The following is a 16,676-nucleotide window of genomic DNA, read 5'->3' on the forward strand; positions in this document are numbered from 1 at the left end:
TTAAATTTTATTGGTGACCAGGTCGATGCGGCGTTTGATGCGCTGCGCTTCGGCGGCGTCGCCGGCTTGTTCGGCGCGCATGGCTTGCACGCCGAGCCACGCCAGCAGCGGCCGGCGCCAGCCTTGCGCCGAGGCGGTTTCCACGGCGTCGGCCAGCAGCGTCGGCGTGGCCTTGTTCGCGCGCAGCAGCACGCCGGAGGCGACCAGTTTCGATAGCGGGTCCGCGATCGCCTGCGCGGCGCCTACGGCGGCCGTGTCGCTGGTCGCCGCGGCAGCCGGCTGGTGCTGCGCGGGCAGCAGCGCCGCATCGGCGGCGGTGGCGCGGCCGGACAGATAGGCCGCATAGGCGCGGTCGGCGGGGCTGGCGTCCGCCGCCAGCTTGTCGAAGCCGGCGCAGTCCTCGAACACCAGCGATGCCACGCGGGCCGCGCAGCGTATCAATTCGGCGCGGATGATCAGATCGACCTTGCCGGTGCTGCCCAGCGCGTCGCGGGCGCGTTTGTATTCGGCTTCCTCCACGCGGGCGTTGCCGGTCATGTAGGCGGCAGTGGAGCGCTCTATCGAGCTTTGGGCGTTCATCTGCCAATCCGGCACCGGCGGGTTGTTGCCGCAGGCGGTCAGCGCGATCAGCAGAGCGGCGGAGATCAGTGGGGTGCTTGTCTTCATGGCAGTTTGATCTCCGTATCGCGCTTGAACGGCCATTTTTTGTTGATCTCGTTAACCAGTTGTTCGACCCGACGCAGGCTGCTTTCCACCTCGGCGCGCAGCGTGCCCAGATCGGCGGTGGCCTCCTTGGCGTTGGCGCCGACGGCTTGCGCCTCCACCAGCACCGCGTCCATTTTTTTGAGGCTATTGCGGGCGTCGGCCAGCAGCCCATTCAACTGGACGATGGTGGCCTGCGCATCGGTCACCACGCCCTGTGGCCCGAAGACCTGGGTGTCGGCGTGGCCGATCAGGCTATCGGCCTTGGTCGCCAGCGCGTTGACGGTGACCAGCAGCTTGTTGGCGCGCTCGGTCAATTGCTGCGCGTTTTTGTCGTCGCCGGCGATCAGTCCCATCGCGCCCGATGGTCCGTTCAGTTTTCCGGTCACTCCCTGGATGTTGGCCAGGCTGGCCGCCAGCGCGGAATTTTCCGCCGTCAGCGTGTTGAGGTTTTCCAGCAGATCACGCGCCGTAGCCAGCAGGCGCGGGATCTCGGCGCCCGGATCGCCCACCAGCAGCGAGCGCGCTGCCCCTTCCTCCAGCGGCGGGTCGGTTGGAATGCCAGTGAAGGCGCGCAGCTTGGCGCCGCCCACCAGCCCGCGCTCCAGGGTGAAGATGCTGGACTTGCGCAGCCAGTGCGCGTCGTCGCGCGGCACGTCGACGACGATGCGGGCCTTGCCTTCCTTGCTCAATTCGATGCGGCGCACGCGCCCGATCGGGAAGCCGGCGAAGGTGACGTCCATACCGACGACCACGCCCTCGGAGTCGTCCGCCTCCAGGAACAGCGTCTGCGTCGACTCGAAGGCGCCGCGCGCGTAGAGCAGATATACCGCCGCGCCGGCGACCAGCAGCACCATGATCACCAGCAGCACGGCGGCTTTGAATTCGGCATTGCGCACCGGCGGGGCGGTGTGGGTCGTTTGGGTCGGTTGTTCAGTCATGGTTTTCGAGGCTATCGCCGCTAGTAGTAGTTGCCCATCAGTGAGGCCACTTCGATGAGGAGGATCATGGCGAACAGCCGCACCATGTCCGACAGGCCGTGCGTGACCTTGACGCGGTAATTGCCGCCGAAGTAGAACGAGGACGCCATCGGAATCAGGCCGACGGCAAAGCTGAAGAACACGACCTTCAGCACCAGTATCAGCGTGACGGCGGGGTTGAATACCTGGCCAACCACACGCGTGTAACCCGTCAGCGCCCATGGCGTGAAGCCGTACAAGGTCAGGTAGGCCAGGATCAGGGTCAGCACGCAGCTGACGGCTGCGAGCATCCAGACGGCGAAGACGCCGGCGGCCACGCGCGGGAAAAATTCGCTGTGCAGCTCCTGCACGGTGGCGACGGTGCCGGCGCCGCGTCCTTGCGAGAACTCCAGGCCGGCCGGCAAGGTGGTGCGCAGGGCGACGAAGGCGGCGGCGGTCAATGGAATCAGCTCCAGCACCAGCACGCGCACCACCATCTCCAGCGCGAAGCGCGACAGGCCGTAGCTTTGCGAGGTGACCACCACGATACGGATCAGCACCAGGCTGACCAGCGCGGACAGCACCCCGAACCAGGCCAGGTTGGGCACCGTGTCCGCGACCAGGTGGCGCGCCAGCACCGGACGGTTGGCGCGGCCGTATGTGGCCGGCGTGAACGCGACCGACAGCATCAGCACGGCGAACTGCGCCAGCCGCCACCAAGTCTGCAGCCAGTCGACCGCGCCATGGTGGAGCCGTTGCAATATGGATGGAGTCGATGCTTGAGCGTTCATGTTGGCATCTTAGCACCGGGATGGCGCGGGCAGGTGTTCGTCATCGCACCTGGCCTCCCGGGAAGCTGTCGATGATGGCGTCGGCGGCGGCGCGCACGCGCGCGCTGCGACTCAGATCGCTGTGCATCACCAGCCAGACGTCGTAGTGGTCGACCCGGTCCGGCCAGATGCGCGTGAGAAGAGGATCGCCGTCGGCCATGTGGCAGGGCAGTTCGGTCACGCCCATGCCTTTTCGCGCCGCCTCCAGCAGCATCAAGCCGCTATTGACTTCGATCGCCACCCGGGCGTTGGCGACCGGCTCCAGGCAGATTTTCTCCCGGTGGCGCGGCGCCACCGCGCTCTGATAGATCACGATGTCGTGTCCCGCCAGGCCATTGCCGGGTGTCGGCATGCCGCGCTCCTTCAGGTACTCCGGCGTGGCGTACAAGCCCATGGTGCGTTTGGTCAGGTGGCGCGAAATCAGGTCCGGGCTCGTTGGCTTGAGAGTACGCACGGCCAGGTCGGCCTCGCGGCGCGTCAGGCTGGTGATTTCGGTGCCGGTGCTTAGGACGATGCGGATTTCCGGGTGCGTCACGTGCAGGCTGCGCATGGCGTCGATGACGAAATGGCTCGCCATCGTGTCCGAGGTAGTGACGCGCACGACGCCGGAGAGGCGGTTGTCGATGCCCTGCATTTCGCGCTGAAAGCGCAGCGCCGCCTGTTCCATCGATTCGGCGGCGGTGACGGCCAGTTCGCCGGCCGGCGTGGCCATGTAGCCGGACGGCGTGCGCAGGAACAAGCGCGCGCCCAGCGAATCCTCCAGCGCGTTGAGGCGCCGGCCGACCGTGGCCTGGTCGATATTAAGCTCGCCGGCGGCAGCGCGCAGCGTTCCTTTGCGGTAGATGGCGAGGAAAATCCTGGCGTTGTCCCAGTCCATGGCTAGTCGGCTCGTAATTTGGAATGCATTTTTGCATCAAAGTGCTGATGTTATGCGTATTTACCGCATCACGCAAGCGGCCTAAGATGGAACGGATCTTTTTGAAGGACGCTCCATGACACTCCAATCCACCACCGGGACGGCCGTTTCGGCGCCCATCCGACAGGTTCCGCCGCTGCTGATGCTGATGACGCTCGCCATCGGCTTCGTGATGGCGATGATCGACGTCACCGCCGTCAACACCGCTTTATCCGACATCTCCGTGAGCCTGCAGGTACCGCTCACCGGGCTGGTATGGGTGGTGGACGGCTACACGCTGACCTTCGCCGCGCTGTTGCTGGCCGGCGGCGCGCTGGCCGACCGCTTCGGCCCCAAGAACGTCTATCAGGGCGGCTTGAGCGTGTTCATACTCGGATCGGTGGCGTGCGCGCTGGCGCCCAGCGGCAACGCGCTGATCGCCGCGCGGCTGCTGCAGGGCGCCGGCGCCGCGTTGTTCATGCCCAGCTCCTTAAGCCTGCTGACGCATGCCTACGAGGACCAGGGAACACGCGCGCGCATGCTGGGCACCTGGTCGGCCATCGTCGGATGCTCGGCGACCGCAGGTCCGCTGGTCGGCGGTCTGCTGGTGCACGAATTCGGATGGCGCAGCGTGTTCTGGGTGAACGTGCCGATCGGCCTGGCCGGCATCGTGCTGACGCAGATGCTGGCGCCGGCCACGCCGCCGCATCGGCGCGCGTTGTCGATGTTGAGCCACGCGCTGGGCGTGGCGGCGCTGGCGGCGTTGAGTTTTGTGCTGATCGAGGGGCCGGTGCTGGGCTGGATGTCGGCGGCGGTGCTGGCGGCAGCTTTCGCCGCCGTGGTCTGCGGCGTGCTGCTGGTGGGGCGCGAGCGCACCGGGGCGCATCCGCTGCTGCCGCGCGCCTTGTTCGAAACGCCGGCTTTTGCGGCGGCCAATGGTGTCGGGTTCCTGATTAATTTCGCGGTCTTCGGGCAGCTGTTCCTGCTTAGCCTTTATATCCAGCAGGGCGGCGCGGATGCGCTGGATACGGGATTGAAGCTGATACCCATGATGGGGGCTTTCGCCGTCGGTAATTTGACTTCGGGTGCGATTGTGGCAAGGGTGGGGACACGGCCGCCGATGTTGTATGGGCTGATGGTGGGGTTGGGGGCGGCGATCGTGATGTTGACCGGGCTGTCGCCGCAGACGCCTTACTGGTTGCTGGTGATGGGGACTATCGTGATGAACGTCGCCATCGGCATCGCGATTCCGGGGATGACGGCCACGGTGATGCTGGTGGCGGGCAAGGCGCATGCCAACAGCGCCGCAGCGGCGCTGAACGCCAATCGCCAGATCGGCGCGCTGGTCGGCGTGGCGATGATGGGTACCGTGTTGCATGTGACGGGGGATTGGGCGTGGCGCTTGCCGATGGCGTTCGGGCTGGTGTCGTGCGCGTACGCGGGTGCCCTGGCCTTGGTGTATTTTTATGTGAAGCCGTTGATTTCCCGTGGAGACACGTAGGGCGGATTAGGCGGAACGCCGTAATCCGCCAATGCGTGTGCCGTCGAGACGCATGCATGGCGGATTACGCTTCGCTAATCCGCCCTACGTGTTTTCATTGCGGATCAGAGACCGTTGTGGATCAGGCTTCGCGGGTCTTGCGCCACTCGATCATTTCGGCGATCGTCAAGATCGACATCGCGTGCAGTTCCGCGAAGCGTTCGATCTCGGCGCCGCGCATCATCGTGCCGTCGGGGTTCATCAACTCGCACAGCACCGCCGCCGGCTGCAGGCCCGCCATCGTGGCCAGGTCCACCGAGCCTTCTGTATGGCCTTTGCGCGCCAGTACACCACCCGGCGTCGCCCGCAACGGGAACACATGACCCGGATGCACCAGATCACCCGGCCGCGCGTCGGCGGCGATGGCGGTGCGGATCGTCGTCACGCGGTCGGCCGCCGAAACACCGGTGGTGACGCCTTCGCGCGCTTCGATCGATACCGTGAACGGCGTGCCGTAACGGCTGCCGTTGTCGGCGGCCATCGGCGGCAGCTCCAGCGCACGCACCTTGTCGGCGCTCAGGCACAGACAGACGATGCCGCTGCATTCGCGGATCATCAACGCCATCGATTGCACCGTGATTTTTTCAGCAGCGACGATCAGGTCCGCTTCGTTTTCGCGATCGAAATCATCGAGCAGGATCACCGGCACGCCGGCGCGCATGGCCTCGAGCGCGGCGGCGATGCGGCCCTCCAGATCGTCCGAAACCAGGGAGTAGGGGGATACATGGGATACTTGGTCAAACATGGTGGAACGCTCCTCGCAATAGCGAAAAACGCAACAGGGCAAGCGAATACGCGCGGCTCGCCACACCGATCGCTCGGGCGGAGGGCCGCGTCACCGCACATCTTCTTTCATCCGGACTATACCGTCGGCTCTGGAGTCGCACCAGATCTGCTGACCCGCCTCAAAACGACTGAAGCGGCGCTCGCGGGCTTGACCATCGCTGGCCTTACCGCCGGTGGGGAATCGCACCCCGCCCCGAAGACGTAAGTTAGCGCCTGCCGGTCGGCAGGCGAACAAGGATTCTAGCCCAAATTAAGATTTTCAGTGTAAGGTAGCTTTTTCCGATTTTTATACTGTCTGCCGAATGAAATTGATTAAATTGCGGGTGCTGTCCGGGGCGTTGCTGTTGTCGTTTTCCTTCCTGGCGCAAGGCCAGGGACAAGTTGAAGGCCAGGGCAAGGAGCCTTCGCTCAAACTAAGCGACGTGCTGCCGATCGGGCCCCAGGTCAAGGTTGGCAAACTGGCAAACGGCCTGACATATTATGTGCAGAAGAACGCGCGTCCCGAGAAGAAGCTGGAACTGCGGCTGGTGGTCAAAGCCGGTTCCATCCTGGAGGACGACGACCAGCAAGGGCTGGCCCACTTCACCGAACATATGGCCTTCAACGGCTCCACCAATTTCAAGCGCAACGAGCTGGTATCGTATCTGCAGTCGATCGGGGTGAAGTTCGGCGCCGACTTGAACGCCTACACCAGCTTCGACGAAACCGTCTATATCCTGCCGATACCGACCGATAAGAAGGAGATCGTCGAGCAGGGCTTCCAGGTGCTGGAGGATTGGGCCCACGGCCTGTCCTTCAACAACGCCGACATCGACAGCGAACGTGGCATCGTGCTCGAAGAACTACGCATGGGCAAGGGCGTGGACGACCGCATGAACAAGGTGGTGCTGCCGAAGGTGCTCAATGGCTCGCGCTACGCGCAGCGCATGCCGATCGGTAAAGAAGACATTATCAAGAACTTCAAGTACGACGCTATCAAGCGCTTCTACCGCGACTGGTATCGTCCGGACCTGATGGCGGTGGTGGTGGTCGGCGACATCGAGCCCGAGGCGGCGCAGAAGCTGATCGAAAAGCATTTCAGCAAGTTGAAGAACCCGGCGAACCCACGCCCGCGCGAGTACGCCAAGATCCCCGAGCGCCAGGAGTCGGAAGGCATTGTCTTCACCGACAAGGAAGTCAGCAACAACTCCGTCTACATCCGTTATCCGATCCAACCCTGGCCGGCCGGCGAAACGCTTGCCGACTACCGCCAGAAGCTGATCGAGAATTTGTACAGCTTTATCCTCAGCCAGCGTATGTACGAGTTGACGCAGCAGGCCAACCCGCCGTTCCTGCAAGGCGGCAGCGGCATGAACAAGATCGTGCGCGGCTACCGGTCGTTCGGCGCCGGCGCGGTGCTGGGCAAGGGCGGCGTGACGCCGGCCATCAATGCACTGGTGGAGGAGGACGAGCGCGCCCGCCAGTACGGCTTTACCGCCTCCGAAGTGGAACGGGCCAAGAAAGGCATCTTGCGCACCTACGAAAATCTGTACAACGAGCGTGACAAATCCGATTCCTCCGGCTACGCGGCCGAATATATCCGCCACTTCCTGGAGGATGAAACCATACCCGGTATCGCCGCCGAATACCGCTATGCGCGTGAGCTGATTCCGGAGATATCGCTGTCGGAAGTGAATGCGGCCGTCAAGGTCGCGATCCCGGACAACGAGAGCAAACTGGTGATCTATACGGGCGTCGACAAGCCTGGCGCCGCGACGCCTAAGGCTGCCGATCTGGTGGCCATCGCCAACGCGGCCGAGAAAATCAGCGTCAAGGCGCAGGAAGAGAAGGTCTACGCCAGCCAGCTGATGCCGGTCCTGCCGAAGCCGGGCACCATCGTCAAGCAGACCGCCAACGCCAAGATCGGCACCACGGAGCTTGTGTTGAGCAACGGCGTCAAGGTGGTGCTCAAGCCTACCGACTTCAATAACGACCAGGTGATGATGGCGGGCCTGCGCTACGGCGGCTGGTCGCTGTTCGACGACAAGGATGTCTTCGCGGCCCATTACGCCAGCAGCATCGTTGGTCAGATGGGCATATTGAATTACACGCCGAACGACGTGGTGAAGGTCCTGGCCGGGAAAAGCGTCAGCTCCCAGGCCAGCGTCAATTCGCTCAACGAGTCGGTGTCCGGCGGCTCCGGCAGCGACGATATCGAGTCCATGCTGCAGCTGGCCTATCTGCAGATGACGCAACCGCGCAAGGATGCCGCCATCTATAGCGCCTACGTCGATCGCCAGCGCGAACTGGCGCAGAACAATATGGCGCGGCCGGAGTCGGTGTTCTACGATACGATCACCGCGACGATCTACAACAACAGCCCGCGCGTGCTGCGCGCGGCAAAGCCGGCCGATTTCGACCAGTTGGCGCTGGACCGCGTGATGGAGATCTATAAGAGCCGTTTGTCCAGCGCGCGCGATTTCACCTTCTTCATCGTCGGCAGCTTCGACGTGGAGAAGATCAAGCCGCTGATCGCGACCTATCTGGCCAGCCTGCCGACCGGGGAGATTCCGGTGGCCTTCAAGGATGAAGGCGTGCGTCCGGTCCGGGGCGTGGTCAAGAAAGAGGTGCGCGCCGGCGCCGATCCGAAGAGCACCGTTTCCCTATCCTTCACCGGCGACGCGAAATACTCGCGCGAAGAGCGCATGCGCCTGCAGGCGCTGATCGAGGTGTTGAACATCAAACTGATCGAGGTGCTGCGCGAGAAAATGGGCGTTATCTACAGCGGCGGCATGAACGGCTCGCTGAACCGCATCCCTTACGGGAACTACTCGATCAGCGCCAATCTGCCATGCGCGCCGGAGAACGTGGACAAGGTGATCGCCGCGACGTTCGCCGAGATCGAGAAGATCAAGCAGGACGGCGCTGACGAGGCGGACCTGAACAAGGTCAAATCATCCTGGCTCAAAGGGTATCAAAAGGGCATGCGCGAGAACGGTTACTGGATAGCGTCCCTGCAGAATGCCTTCTTCAACAACAGCAATCCGGAGGATATCCTCAAGTACGAGGAGCGCGTGCAGGCGCTCAAGCCGTCGGACCTGAAGGAGGCGGCCAAGCGCTACTTCGACATGAATAATTACGTGCAGGTGGTGCTGTACCCGGAGAAGTAAGCCTGCCGCCTGTTACACTGGAGGCTCGTACCCACCCGATGTAGAGGTAAATCATGGCAAAGAAAAAGGAAGAGCTGGATCCGGAAACCCTGGAGTTGATCAACTGGTGTATCGAGGTTGAGGGTTTCCTTGTCAAAGGTGGCGCGACGGTGGCGGAGGCGCAGGATCACATCGAAGAGCAGGTGGAATGGTTCACCGACCAGTTCTACGACGGCCTGACACCGGAAGAAGCGGCCAAGGAGGCGTTGGCCTAAGCGTTTTAAAGACCCACGGCGTCGTGACAGACGACGCCCAGTTTATTCCCCTCCGGGTCGCGGAAGTAGGCGCCATAGTAGCTGTCGTGGTACTGCGGACGCAGTCCTGGAGCCCCCTCGCATTGGCCGCCATTGGCCAGTGCCGCCGCGTGGGCGCGGTCGACCGCCTCGCGCGATGGCGCCATCAGGGCGATCATCTGGCCGTTGCCGCATCCCGCCGGCTGGCCGTCGTACGGTTTGCCGATGATGAACAGCGGCCTTCCGCCTTCCGCTGGCATCCACGCCGCCCATGGCTTGACCGGATCGCTGAAGCGCAGGCGCGTGCCCAGCGTCTCCATCACCGCGCCGTAAAAGCCGAACGCGGTTTCAAAATCGTTGGTGCCGATGTAGACATGCGATAGCATTTGTTCCCCATGGATGAGTGTCGATTCGACAATTATATACGTGAAGAAACGGGCTTTCAGCGGCGCGCCAGAAGATCGCCCGGCCGTTTATGCTTTCATAGACTAAATGGCAAATAAACCGGCGTGGGGGTGTGCGATGACCAGAGAACCTCTTTTCAGGATGACCGCGACGGCCGCGTTCACCGCCGCGGTGGCGCTCGCCGTCGCGCCAATGATTGCCTGCGCCGCACCGGTGCGGCAAGACCATCCGTATATCGGCATCTGGAAAATCACGCTGCCCGACGGCTCCTGCAGCGAGACCTACCGCGTGCGCGCCGACGGCAGCACGCTGGTGTTCAGTAACGAGGAGGTGGCCGAGTCCACCTTTGTCATCGCGGACCAGCCGGACAAGCAGGGCTTCTACAAGTCGGTCGACACCCTGGTCAAGGATAACGGCAAACCCGATTGCGCCGGCCAGATCACCAAGCCGGGGCGCTCCGTCACCAACTATCTGCTGTTTCATCCCGGCGGCGACATGTTCCTGATGTGCGTGGAGCGCAGCATGGAGCGCTGCATCGGCCCCTTCGTGCGGGTCGAGGGCAGCGCCATCTAAGCCCCTACAAGCTACCCCTTAACTCCAGCGAGACGGTGCGCGGCGGCGTGACGATGGCGTACGGCAGGCCGAATGGCTTGGTCTGGCCGTCCAGTGTATGCACATACTGTTTGTCGAACAGATTATTCACCAGCAGGGCGATGCCGAATTTGCCGTTGGCGTTGTCCCAGCCCAGGCGGAAGTCGGCCTTGCTGCGCGCCTCGCCGGTGCGGAAGGCCGGCGCATTCAGGCATTGCAGCGCGCGCGTGTCGTCGTTGCAGCGGGCCTTGCTCTGATAGGTGCCCTGCAGGGTGGTGCTGATCCTGCCGCCCAGCGCCTCCCAGCTGGCGTTGACGCCGCCCATGCCGTTGAAGGTGGGCGTGCCGACCGTTTGGCCGGACAGGTCCAGCACCGCGCCGCTGTCGTCGGTGGTGCGGTAGCGCTTATAGGTCTGGTCGATCAGCTCCAGCCCCGCGAACAGCGTCAGGTTCGGCGATACGCGGATGCGGCCATCGAGATCGAGTCCCTTGGCTTGCTGGTCGCTGTTGACCACATTGTAGGTCGGTATGGGGCCGGTGCCGCCTAGCTTGATGTCCTGCAGGTTCTTGAAGCGGTAGGCGAACACGGAGCCGTTGAGCGTGGCCTTGATGGAGGGAGCATATAGTTTGAAGCCCAGTTCCAGATTGGTCATTTTCTCCGGATCGTAGCTCGGGTCGCGCTCTTTGGCGTTGGCCGACGCGGCATTCGGCGGCGTGAAGACATTGAAGCCGCCCGCCTGGTAGCCTTTCGACAGGGATGCGAACAGCAGCAGGTCGGGCGTCAGCTTATGGTCCAGCACCAGGCGCGGGCTCCAATCGGTCCAGCTTTTGGTCGAATGGACCGGCGTGGCCGCCAGCTGTCCGGCCGCGTAGAAGATCTGGTTCGACGGCAGCGCGGAGGCGTCCAGTCCCGCCAGCGGACCGCAGGTGTTCAGCAGGTTGTCCAGCGCTGCGGATTCACGCCCCGGCACGTGCCATTCCATGTTCTTGCGGTCGCGGCTCCAGCGCAGGCCCAAGGTCAGGTTGGTGGAGGGCGTGGCGTGCCAGATCACGTCCTGATAGACCGAGAGGGCGCGCGTCCGCAGGTAGTTGCGGGTGGTTTCGCCCCACGGGAAATTCGACGACGCGTCGACGCCGGGAATGCCGGCCTGTCCCAGTGCGCCGAACAAGCCGGCCAGGTCGGCGTTGCCGCCGCTGAGCAGGCTGACGTTGTCCAGGGTCGCGGTATTGAGCAGGGCGGTCGAGGATTGCCGCTCGCGGTTGTCGTAGAAGCTGGCGCCGACGATCCAGTCCAGGTGCTCGGTTTTACCGGACAGCTTGAATTCCTGCTGCCAGTTGTAGGCTTTTTTCTGATCGGTGTTCGCCAGCGAGAAGCCGCTGCGCGCGGTGCCGTCGTTGTCGGTCAGGTTGTAGGTGGAGAAGGTGCGGTAGGCGGTGATCGAGCGCAACGTGAGGCCGCCCAACGGCAGCTCCGCGCGCAGGCTGGCGCCGTCGAAGGTACGGCGCTCGCTGCCGCCGGTGTCGTTCTCCAGCGGCGCCTTGCGCGGATCGACGAAGTTGGCCACATAGGCGGCGTCGTAGACACCCGTGAAGCCGGCGAACGGCAGCGCCGGGTCCTTGACCACGCCGAAAGCCGGCCAGCCTTTCTGGCGCAGCTGCTCGTGTTCCAGCGTCAGGTTCAATGTCGCATCGCTGATTTTTTGCTTGAGCGAGAGCCGCGTGGCCCACGACTTGTCGCCGGCGGTCCGGTCGCCGGTGGTGGCGTTGCGCACCCAGCCATCGCTCTCCGCGCGCACGAACACCAGCCGCGCCGCCGTGTTGTCGGCCAGCGGCACGTTGATCATCGCATCCATATTGGCGCGGCCATATTCGCCGACCTTGAGGTGGCCGTTCATGTCGAACGTTTGATCCGGCTCGTTGGTGACGACGGAGATCGCGCCGGCGGCGCTGTTGCGGCCAAACAGCGTCCCTTGCGGCCCCTTGAGCACCTCCACGCGCTGGATGTCGATGAAGTTCATCAGCGCGCCGCCGGTCTTGCCGGTATAGACCCCGTCGACATAGATCCCGACCGGCATATCGGTGCCGATGCCGAAGTCCCCCGCCTGCACGCCGCGTATGCCGAAGATCGGCTGCGTGGGCTGGGTGGCCTCCACCTCCAGGCCGGGAAGATAACCATTCAGATCGCCCAGGTTCCTGGCGCCCAGGTTACGGATGTCCTTGGCCGTTACGACCTCCATCGAGATCGGCACCTCCTGCGCCGACTGCGATCGTGATTGCGCGGTGACGACCACCTTCTGTATGTCGTCCTGGGCCAGGGCGCCCAGGGGCACGGCGGCGGTGCCGGCGAATGCCACCGCGATGCTGCGCGCCAGTGTGCGCAAGGCCACCTTGCGGCCGGACGGCGCCTGTTTTTCGTTTGTCTTCACGATATCTCCCGTTGTTATGTTTGGTCTTACGGACTGGTCTTTTTTTTAAGCTTCTGTCATCGAATGTAGTCGCGCGCCGGACCGGCAAAGGGGCCGGATCGGACACCGGAGGACGCCGGTATGGCCAAACAGGCACCGGTGTTGCGTGGCCGCCCGGAAGGCGGCGTTGGCCGGAAATGCTCCCTGCCTGTCCCTTTGGCCCCCGTGCGGCGGCCACTTTGTTTGCACAATGAGTTCGCATAATGAGTTCGCACAATAAGTTCGCACAACGCAACGACATACATGGGAGACTGAGATGGCACAAGAGCACATGGACCAGATTACCGACTGCGGCAACGCCGTCTGCGTGATCGGCGCGGGGCCCGGCGGCCTGTCCGCCGCCCGCGCCCTGAAAGGAATGAAGCTGCCGTACGAGCAGTTCGAACGCCACTCCGACGTGGGCGGCATCTGGGACATGCACAATCCCGGCAGCCCGATTTACGAATCGGCACACTTCATCTCGTCGCGCGACCTGTCGGGCTTCATCGGTTTTCCGATGCCGAAGTCCTATCCGGACTATCCTACCAACCAGCAGATATTAAGCTATGTGCGCAGCTATGCCGACGCCTTCGGCCTGCGCGAGGCGATCCACTTCAACACCCCAGTGCGGGACGTGCGCAAGGAACAAGACGGAAAATGGGTGGTGACCCTGGACGACGGCGCACGCCGGCGCTACCTGGCCGTCATCTGCGCCACCGGCTGTAACTGGGACCCCAACATGCCCGAGATCAAAGGTCAATTCAACGGCGAGATCCGCCATTCGGTCACCTTCAAGAGCAGCGATGAATTCAAGGGCAAGCGGGTGATGATCGTCGGCGCCGGCAATTCCGGGGCGGACATCGCCTGCGACGCCGCTGTCCGCGCCGACAGGGCCTTCATCAGCATGCGGCGCGGCTACCATTTCATTCCCAAGCATCTGTTCGGGCTTCCCGCCGACCAGGTGGGCGAGAGCGGCCCCCCGCTGCCGATCTGGATCGCGCGCCCGGTCATGAGCGTGCTGCTGAAAATGTTCACCGGCGATCTGACGCGCTTCGGCCTGCCCAAGCCGGACCACCGCCTGTTCGAGAGCCATCCGCTGCTCAATTCCCAGCTGCTGCACAACCTCCAGCACGGGAACATCGCGGTCAAACCGGACGTCTCGCATTACGACGGCGATGACGTCGTCTTCAAGGACGGCAGCCGCGAGGCGCTCGACCTGGTGATCTACGCCACCGGCTACAAGTGGAGCTGCAAATACGCCGGCGAATACTTCGAGTGGCGCGGCGGCAGGCCGCAGCTGTATCTGTCGATGTTCAGCCGCGACCATCGCAATCTGTTCGGCATCGGCTATGTCGAAACCAACTCCAGCGCCTACAAGCTGTTCGACACCGAGGCTTTCATGATCGCCGCCTACCTGCGTGACCAGCTGGACAACCCCGGCAAGGCCAGCCCTTTCGACGCGCTCATCGCAAGCGACGATCCCGATCTGTCGGGCGGGCTCAAATTCGTCAAGTCGCAGCGCCACGAGGTGTATCTGGAGGCGCATGCGCTCAAGTCTTATCTGAAGCGCCTGCGCAAAAAAATGGGATGGCCGGAACTGAGCGAGTCCTATTACGACAACCTGCGCAACAGCGTGGCCGCCTCGCGGCCCGCCGCCGGCCTGCGCGCGGCCGCTTGAGGATGAACATGGATAAGACACTGCAGTACTACCAGGGACTGGCCGCCGGCCTGGATTTTGAAACCCGCGCCCTGATCGGCGGGCGCTTCGTCGACGCCATCTCCGGCAATCGGCTGGACACCCTCAACCCCGCCAACGGCGCCCGGCTGGCAAGCATCGCCAGTTGCGGCGAGGCCGATGTCGACCTCGCGGTGGGCGCGGCGCGGCGAGCCTTCGACAATGGCGACTGGTCGCGGGCCTCGCCCAAGCACCGCAAAAAGGTGCTGCTGCGGCTGGCCGACCTGGTCGAGGCGAATCTGGAAACGCTGGCGCTGATGGAGAGCCTGGACTCGGGCAAACCGATACGCGACGCGCTGTCCGCCGACCTGCCGGACATGATCGAGAGCCTGCGCTGGCACGCGGAGGCTGCCGACAAATTGTATGACCAGGTGGCACCGACCGCGCCGGACGTGGTGGCGATGATCGTGCGCGAGCCGATCGGCGTGGTGGGCGCGGTGCTGCCGTGGAATTTCCCGATCTATCTGGCCGGATGGAAGATCGGCCCCTCGCTTGCCAGCGGCAACTCGATCGTCATCAAGCCCGCCGAGCAAACCACCCTGACCGCGTTGATGCTGGGGCGGCTGGCGCTGGAAGCGGGCATTCCCGACGGCGTGCTCAATATCGTGCCGGGCCATGGCGAGACCGTGGGGCAGGCCATAGGCCGGCACCGCGACATCGACTGCATCAGCTTCACAGGTTCGGGCGAGGTGGGGCGGCTGTTCCTGAAGTACTCGGCCGAGTCGAATCTGAAACGGGTGGTGCTGGAATGCGGCGGCAAGAGTCCGGCCCTGGTGCTGGCCGACGCCTTCGATCTGCCGCGCGTGGCGCAACAGGTCGCAACCGGCGCGTTGTTCTGCCAGGGCGAGAATTGCAGCGCCGGTTCGCGCCTGATCGTCCATCGTTCGCGCAAGGACGAGCTGCTGGAGGAGGTCAAGCGCGCCTTCGATGAGTGGATCGTCGGCGATCCGCTCGATCCGTCCACCCGCGTCGGCGCGCTGATCGAGCCGGGGCATATGCGGCGTGTGCTGGGGTATATCGCCGGCGGCAGGGAGCAGGGCGCACAACTGGTGCACGGCGGCGCCCAGGTGCGCCAGGACAGCGGCGGCAGCTTTGTCGAGCCGACCATCTTCGACGGCGTGCTGCCGTCGATGACGATCGCGCGCGAGGAGATATTCGGGCCGGTGCTATCGGTGATGGAGTTCGACGACCTGGCGCAGGGCGTGGCCGTCGCCAACGACACCAGCTACGGCCTGGCGTCGTCGGTCTATACCAGCAACCTCGATTCCGCCCACGGGGTGGCCAAGTCCATCCGCGCCGGCACCGTGTCGATCAACTGCTTCTCCGAAGGCGATACCGGTGTGCCGTTCGGCGGTTACAAGGAATCGGGCTTCGGCGGGCGCGAAAAATCGCTGCTGGCGCACGACCAGTACACCGAGACCAAGACCATCTGGATGCAGCTGGGCGCGGCCGGCCATAAAAACAACTAAGACCACAAGAGGAATACACATGGCGATAACAACGAACGCCGGCCGGGAGGGGCGGGTGGCCCTGGTCACGGGCGGCGCGGGCGGCATCGGGCGGGCGATCTGCCGCGGTTTCATCGAGCGCGGCATCACCTGCGTGCTGGCCGACCGCGACCAGGCGGCGCTGGACCGGGCGACGGCGGAGTTGGGGGCGGGGGCGGTGGGCGTGCGGGTCGACCTGGACGACTTGAATAAACTGCCCTCCTTGCTGGCCTTTATCCAGGAACGTTTCGGTCGGCTCGACATCCTGGTCAACAACGCCGCCATGACGGGCACAGGGCATTTCGAGGAGCGTTCGGTCGATCACATCCTGGCGGAATTGAATATCAACCTGTTGTCGCCCATCGTGTTGACCCGGCTGGCCTTTGGCGCCTTGCAGCGCGCCGATGATGGTCGTGTGATCAACACCGTGTCGTTGGGCGGGATCTTCCCGTTGCCGGAAACGGGCATCTACTCGGCCACCAAGTTCGGTCTGCGCGGCGCCATGCTGTGCCTGGGCCTGGACCGCGAGCGCCACGGCGTGCATGTCGGCAGCGTGCTGCCGTCGGCGACCGAGACGCAGATGCTGATGCGCGAGGCGATAGAAGGCGGCAACACGCTGCAGTTCATGGACCCGCCGCAGCAGCCGGAGGACGTCGCGCGCCAGGTCATGCGGATGCTGGACAGCCCATGCCTGGAACGTTATCCGCGCGTCAGCGAATCGTGGACGGTCAGGCTGGCGATGCTGCTGCCGAACATGCTGCCCAAGCTGATACCGCTGTTCCGCAAAAAAGGGGTGCGCGGCCACGCGCGCTATCTGGAGTCGCTGCGCCGGCGCGGCCTGGTGGTGCTCCGCGCCGGAAAATGGGAAATTCCCTGACGGCG

Annotated in this window: 14 protein-coding genes and 1 riboswitch; of the genes, 7 read left to right on the forward strand and 7 right to left on the reverse strand. The window is 63.9% G+C overall.

The genetic code is table 11. The features are described 5' to 3' along the window. Genes NHH88_11785 through NHH88_11800 form a run of 4 tightly spaced genes read right to left on the reverse strand, consistent with a single transcriptional unit; the run spans position 1 to position 3,368 of the window. Positions 1–666, reverse strand: a complete 666-nt coding sequence (locus NHH88_11785; GenBank protein ID USX16422.1) for a hypothetical protein — start codon at positions 664–666, stop codon at positions 1–3. Next, on the reverse strand, positions 663–1,643 hold the full coding sequence (locus NHH88_11790) for an MlaD family protein (protein ID USX16423.1): 981 nt from the start codon (positions 1,641–1,643) through the stop codon (positions 663–665). Before NHH88_11790 ends, NHH88_11785 begins: the two co-directional genes overlap by 4 nt. A gap of 20 nt (positions 1,644–1,663) precedes the next feature. Beyond that, the gene (locus NHH88_11795; GenBank protein ID USX16424.1) at positions 1,664–2,452 is read right to left on the reverse strand and encodes an ABC transporter permease; all 789 of its coding nucleotides are present in this window, start codon (positions 2,450–2,452) and stop codon (positions 1,664–1,666) included. Between the two features lie 40 nt (positions 2,453–2,492). Beyond that, positions 2,493–3,368: a LysR family transcriptional regulator gene (locus tag NHH88_11800; protein ID USX16425.1), complete on the reverse strand. Its 876-nt coding sequence runs from the start codon at positions 3,366–3,368 to the stop codon at positions 2,493–2,495. 115 nt (positions 3,369–3,483) lie between these two features. On the opposite strand from NHH88_11800, the gene NHH88_11805 reads away from it, so the two are divergent. Next, positions 3,484–4,887: an MFS transporter gene (locus NHH88_11805; GenBank protein ID USX16426.1), complete on the forward strand. Its 1,404-nt coding sequence runs from the start codon at positions 3,484–3,486 to the stop codon at positions 4,885–4,887. Between the two features lie 121 nt (positions 4,888–5,008). Here NHH88_11805 and ribB read toward each other — a convergent pair whose 3' ends face one another. Next, positions 5,009–5,671, reverse strand: a complete 663-nt coding sequence (ribB, locus tag NHH88_11810; protein USX16427.1) for a 3,4-dihydroxy-2-butanone-4-phosphate synthase — start codon at positions 5,669–5,671, stop codon at positions 5,009–5,011. Between the two features lie 95 nt (positions 5,672–5,766). Continuing rightward, positions 5,767–5,917, reverse strand: a riboswitch (FMN riboswitch). A 97-nt stretch (positions 5,918–6,014) separates the two neighbouring features. On the opposite strand from ribB, the gene NHH88_11815 reads away from it, so the two are divergent. Together NHH88_11815 and NHH88_11820 are read left to right on the forward strand one after the other, a co-directional pair. After that, a complete protein-coding gene (locus NHH88_11815) occupies positions 6,015–8,861 on the forward strand; it encodes an insulinase family protein (GenBank protein USX16428.1) in 2,847 nt (948 codons plus the stop codon). Positions 8,862–8,914: 53 nt separating this feature from the next. Beyond that, positions 8,915–9,115 carry a hypothetical protein gene (locus NHH88_11820; GenBank protein ID USX16429.1) on the forward strand — a complete coding sequence of 67 codons (201 nt, stop codon included), beginning with the start codon at positions 8,915–8,917 and terminating at the stop codon, positions 9,113–9,115. Positions 9,116–9,120: 5 nt separating this feature from the next. On the opposite strand, the gene NHH88_11825 is transcribed toward NHH88_11820, so the two are convergent. After that, positions 9,121–9,519 (reverse strand): VOC family protein, encoded by a 399-nt coding sequence (locus tag NHH88_11825; protein ID USX16430.1) that lies wholly within the window; start codon positions 9,517–9,519, stop codon positions 9,121–9,123. Positions 9,520–9,655: 136 nt separating this feature from the next. Here NHH88_11825 and NHH88_11830 point away from each other — a divergent pair, with 136 nt between their 5' ends. Beyond that, complete coding sequence (locus NHH88_11830; protein ID USX16431.1) at positions 9,656–10,111, forward strand: hypothetical protein; 456 nt, start codon at positions 9,656–9,658, stop codon at positions 10,109–10,111. 4 nt (positions 10,112–10,115) lie between these two features. Here the strand turns inward: NHH88_11830 and NHH88_11835 are convergent, their stop codons facing one another. Continuing rightward, on the reverse strand, positions 10,116–12,554 hold the full coding sequence (locus tag NHH88_11835; GenBank protein ID USX16432.1) for a TonB-dependent receptor: 2,439 nt from the start codon (positions 12,552–12,554) through the stop codon (positions 10,116–10,118). 295 nt (positions 12,555–12,849) lie between these two features. Between NHH88_11835 and NHH88_11840 the strand changes: the two genes are divergently transcribed. The 3 genes from NHH88_11840 to NHH88_11850 are packed head-to-tail and all read left to right on the forward strand — an operon-like array spanning position 12,850 to position 16,671. Further along, positions 12,850–14,250: an NAD(P)-binding domain-containing protein gene (locus NHH88_11840; GenBank protein USX16433.1), complete on the forward strand. Its 1,401-nt coding sequence runs from the start codon at positions 12,850–12,852 to the stop codon at positions 14,248–14,250. Positions 14,251–14,258: 8 nt separating this feature from the next. Next, entirely contained in the window at positions 14,259–15,776 is a 1,518-nt protein-coding gene (locus NHH88_11845; GenBank protein ID USX16434.1) for an aldehyde dehydrogenase, read from the forward strand. A gap of 19 nt (positions 15,777–15,795) precedes the next feature. Further along, positions 15,796–16,671: an SDR family oxidoreductase gene (locus NHH88_11850; GenBank protein ID USX16435.1), complete on the forward strand. Its 876-nt coding sequence runs from the start codon at positions 15,796–15,798 to the stop codon at positions 16,669–16,671. Positions 16,672–16,676: the final 5 nt, after the last annotated feature.

The sequence above is a fragment of the Oxalobacteraceae bacterium OTU3CAMAD1 genome (assembly GCA_024123915.1).
In the GTDB taxonomy this organism is placed as follows: domain Bacteria; phylum Pseudomonadota; class Gammaproteobacteria; order Burkholderiales; family Burkholderiaceae_D; genus Rugamonas.

Bases quoted from the DNA above. Each gene is read 5' to 3' on its own strand.
- NHH88_11800 (USX16425.1), bottom strand. From the start codon at position 3,368: ATGGACTGGGACAACGCCAGGATTTTCCTCGCCATCTACCGCAAAGGA.
- NHH88_11785 (USX16422.1), bottom strand. From the start codon at position 666: ATGAAGACAAGCACCCCACTGATCTCCGCCGCTCTGCTGATCGCGCTG.
- NHH88_11830 (USX16431.1), top strand. From the start codon at position 9,656: ATGACCAGAGAACCTCTTTTCAGGATGACCGCGACGGCCGCGTTCACC.
- NHH88_11790 (USX16423.1), bottom strand. From the start codon at position 1,643: ATGACTGAACAACCGACCCAAACGACCCACACCGCCCCGCCGGTGCGC.
- NHH88_11845 (USX16434.1), top strand. From the start codon at position 14,259: ATGGATAAGACACTGCAGTACTACCAGGGACTGGCCGCCGGCCTGGAT.
- NHH88_11840 (USX16433.1), top strand. From the start codon at position 12,850: ATGGCACAAGAGCACATGGACCAGATTACCGACTGCGGCAACGCCGTC.
- NHH88_11820 (USX16429.1), top strand. From the start codon at position 8,915: ATGGCAAAGAAAAAGGAAGAGCTGGATCCGGAAACCCTGGAGTTGATC.
- NHH88_11850 (USX16435.1), top strand. From the start codon at position 15,796: ATGGCGATAACAACGAACGCCGGCCGGGAGGGGCGGGTGGCCCTGGTC.
- NHH88_11805 (USX16426.1), top strand. From the start codon at position 3,484: ATGACACTCCAATCCACCACCGGGACGGCCGTTTCGGCGCCCATCCGA.
- NHH88_11815 (USX16428.1), top strand. From the start codon at position 6,015: ATGAAATTGATTAAATTGCGGGTGCTGTCCGGGGCGTTGCTGTTGTCG.
- NHH88_11795 (USX16424.1), bottom strand. From the start codon at position 2,452: ATGAACGCTCAAGCATCGACTCCATCCATATTGCAACGGCTCCACCAT.
- ribB (USX16427.1), bottom strand. From the start codon at position 5,671: ATGTTTGACCAAGTATCCCATGTATCCCCCTACTCCCTGGTTTCGGAC.
- NHH88_11825 (USX16430.1), bottom strand. From the start codon at position 9,519: ATGCTATCGCATGTCTACATCGGCACCAACGATTTTGAAACCGCGTTC.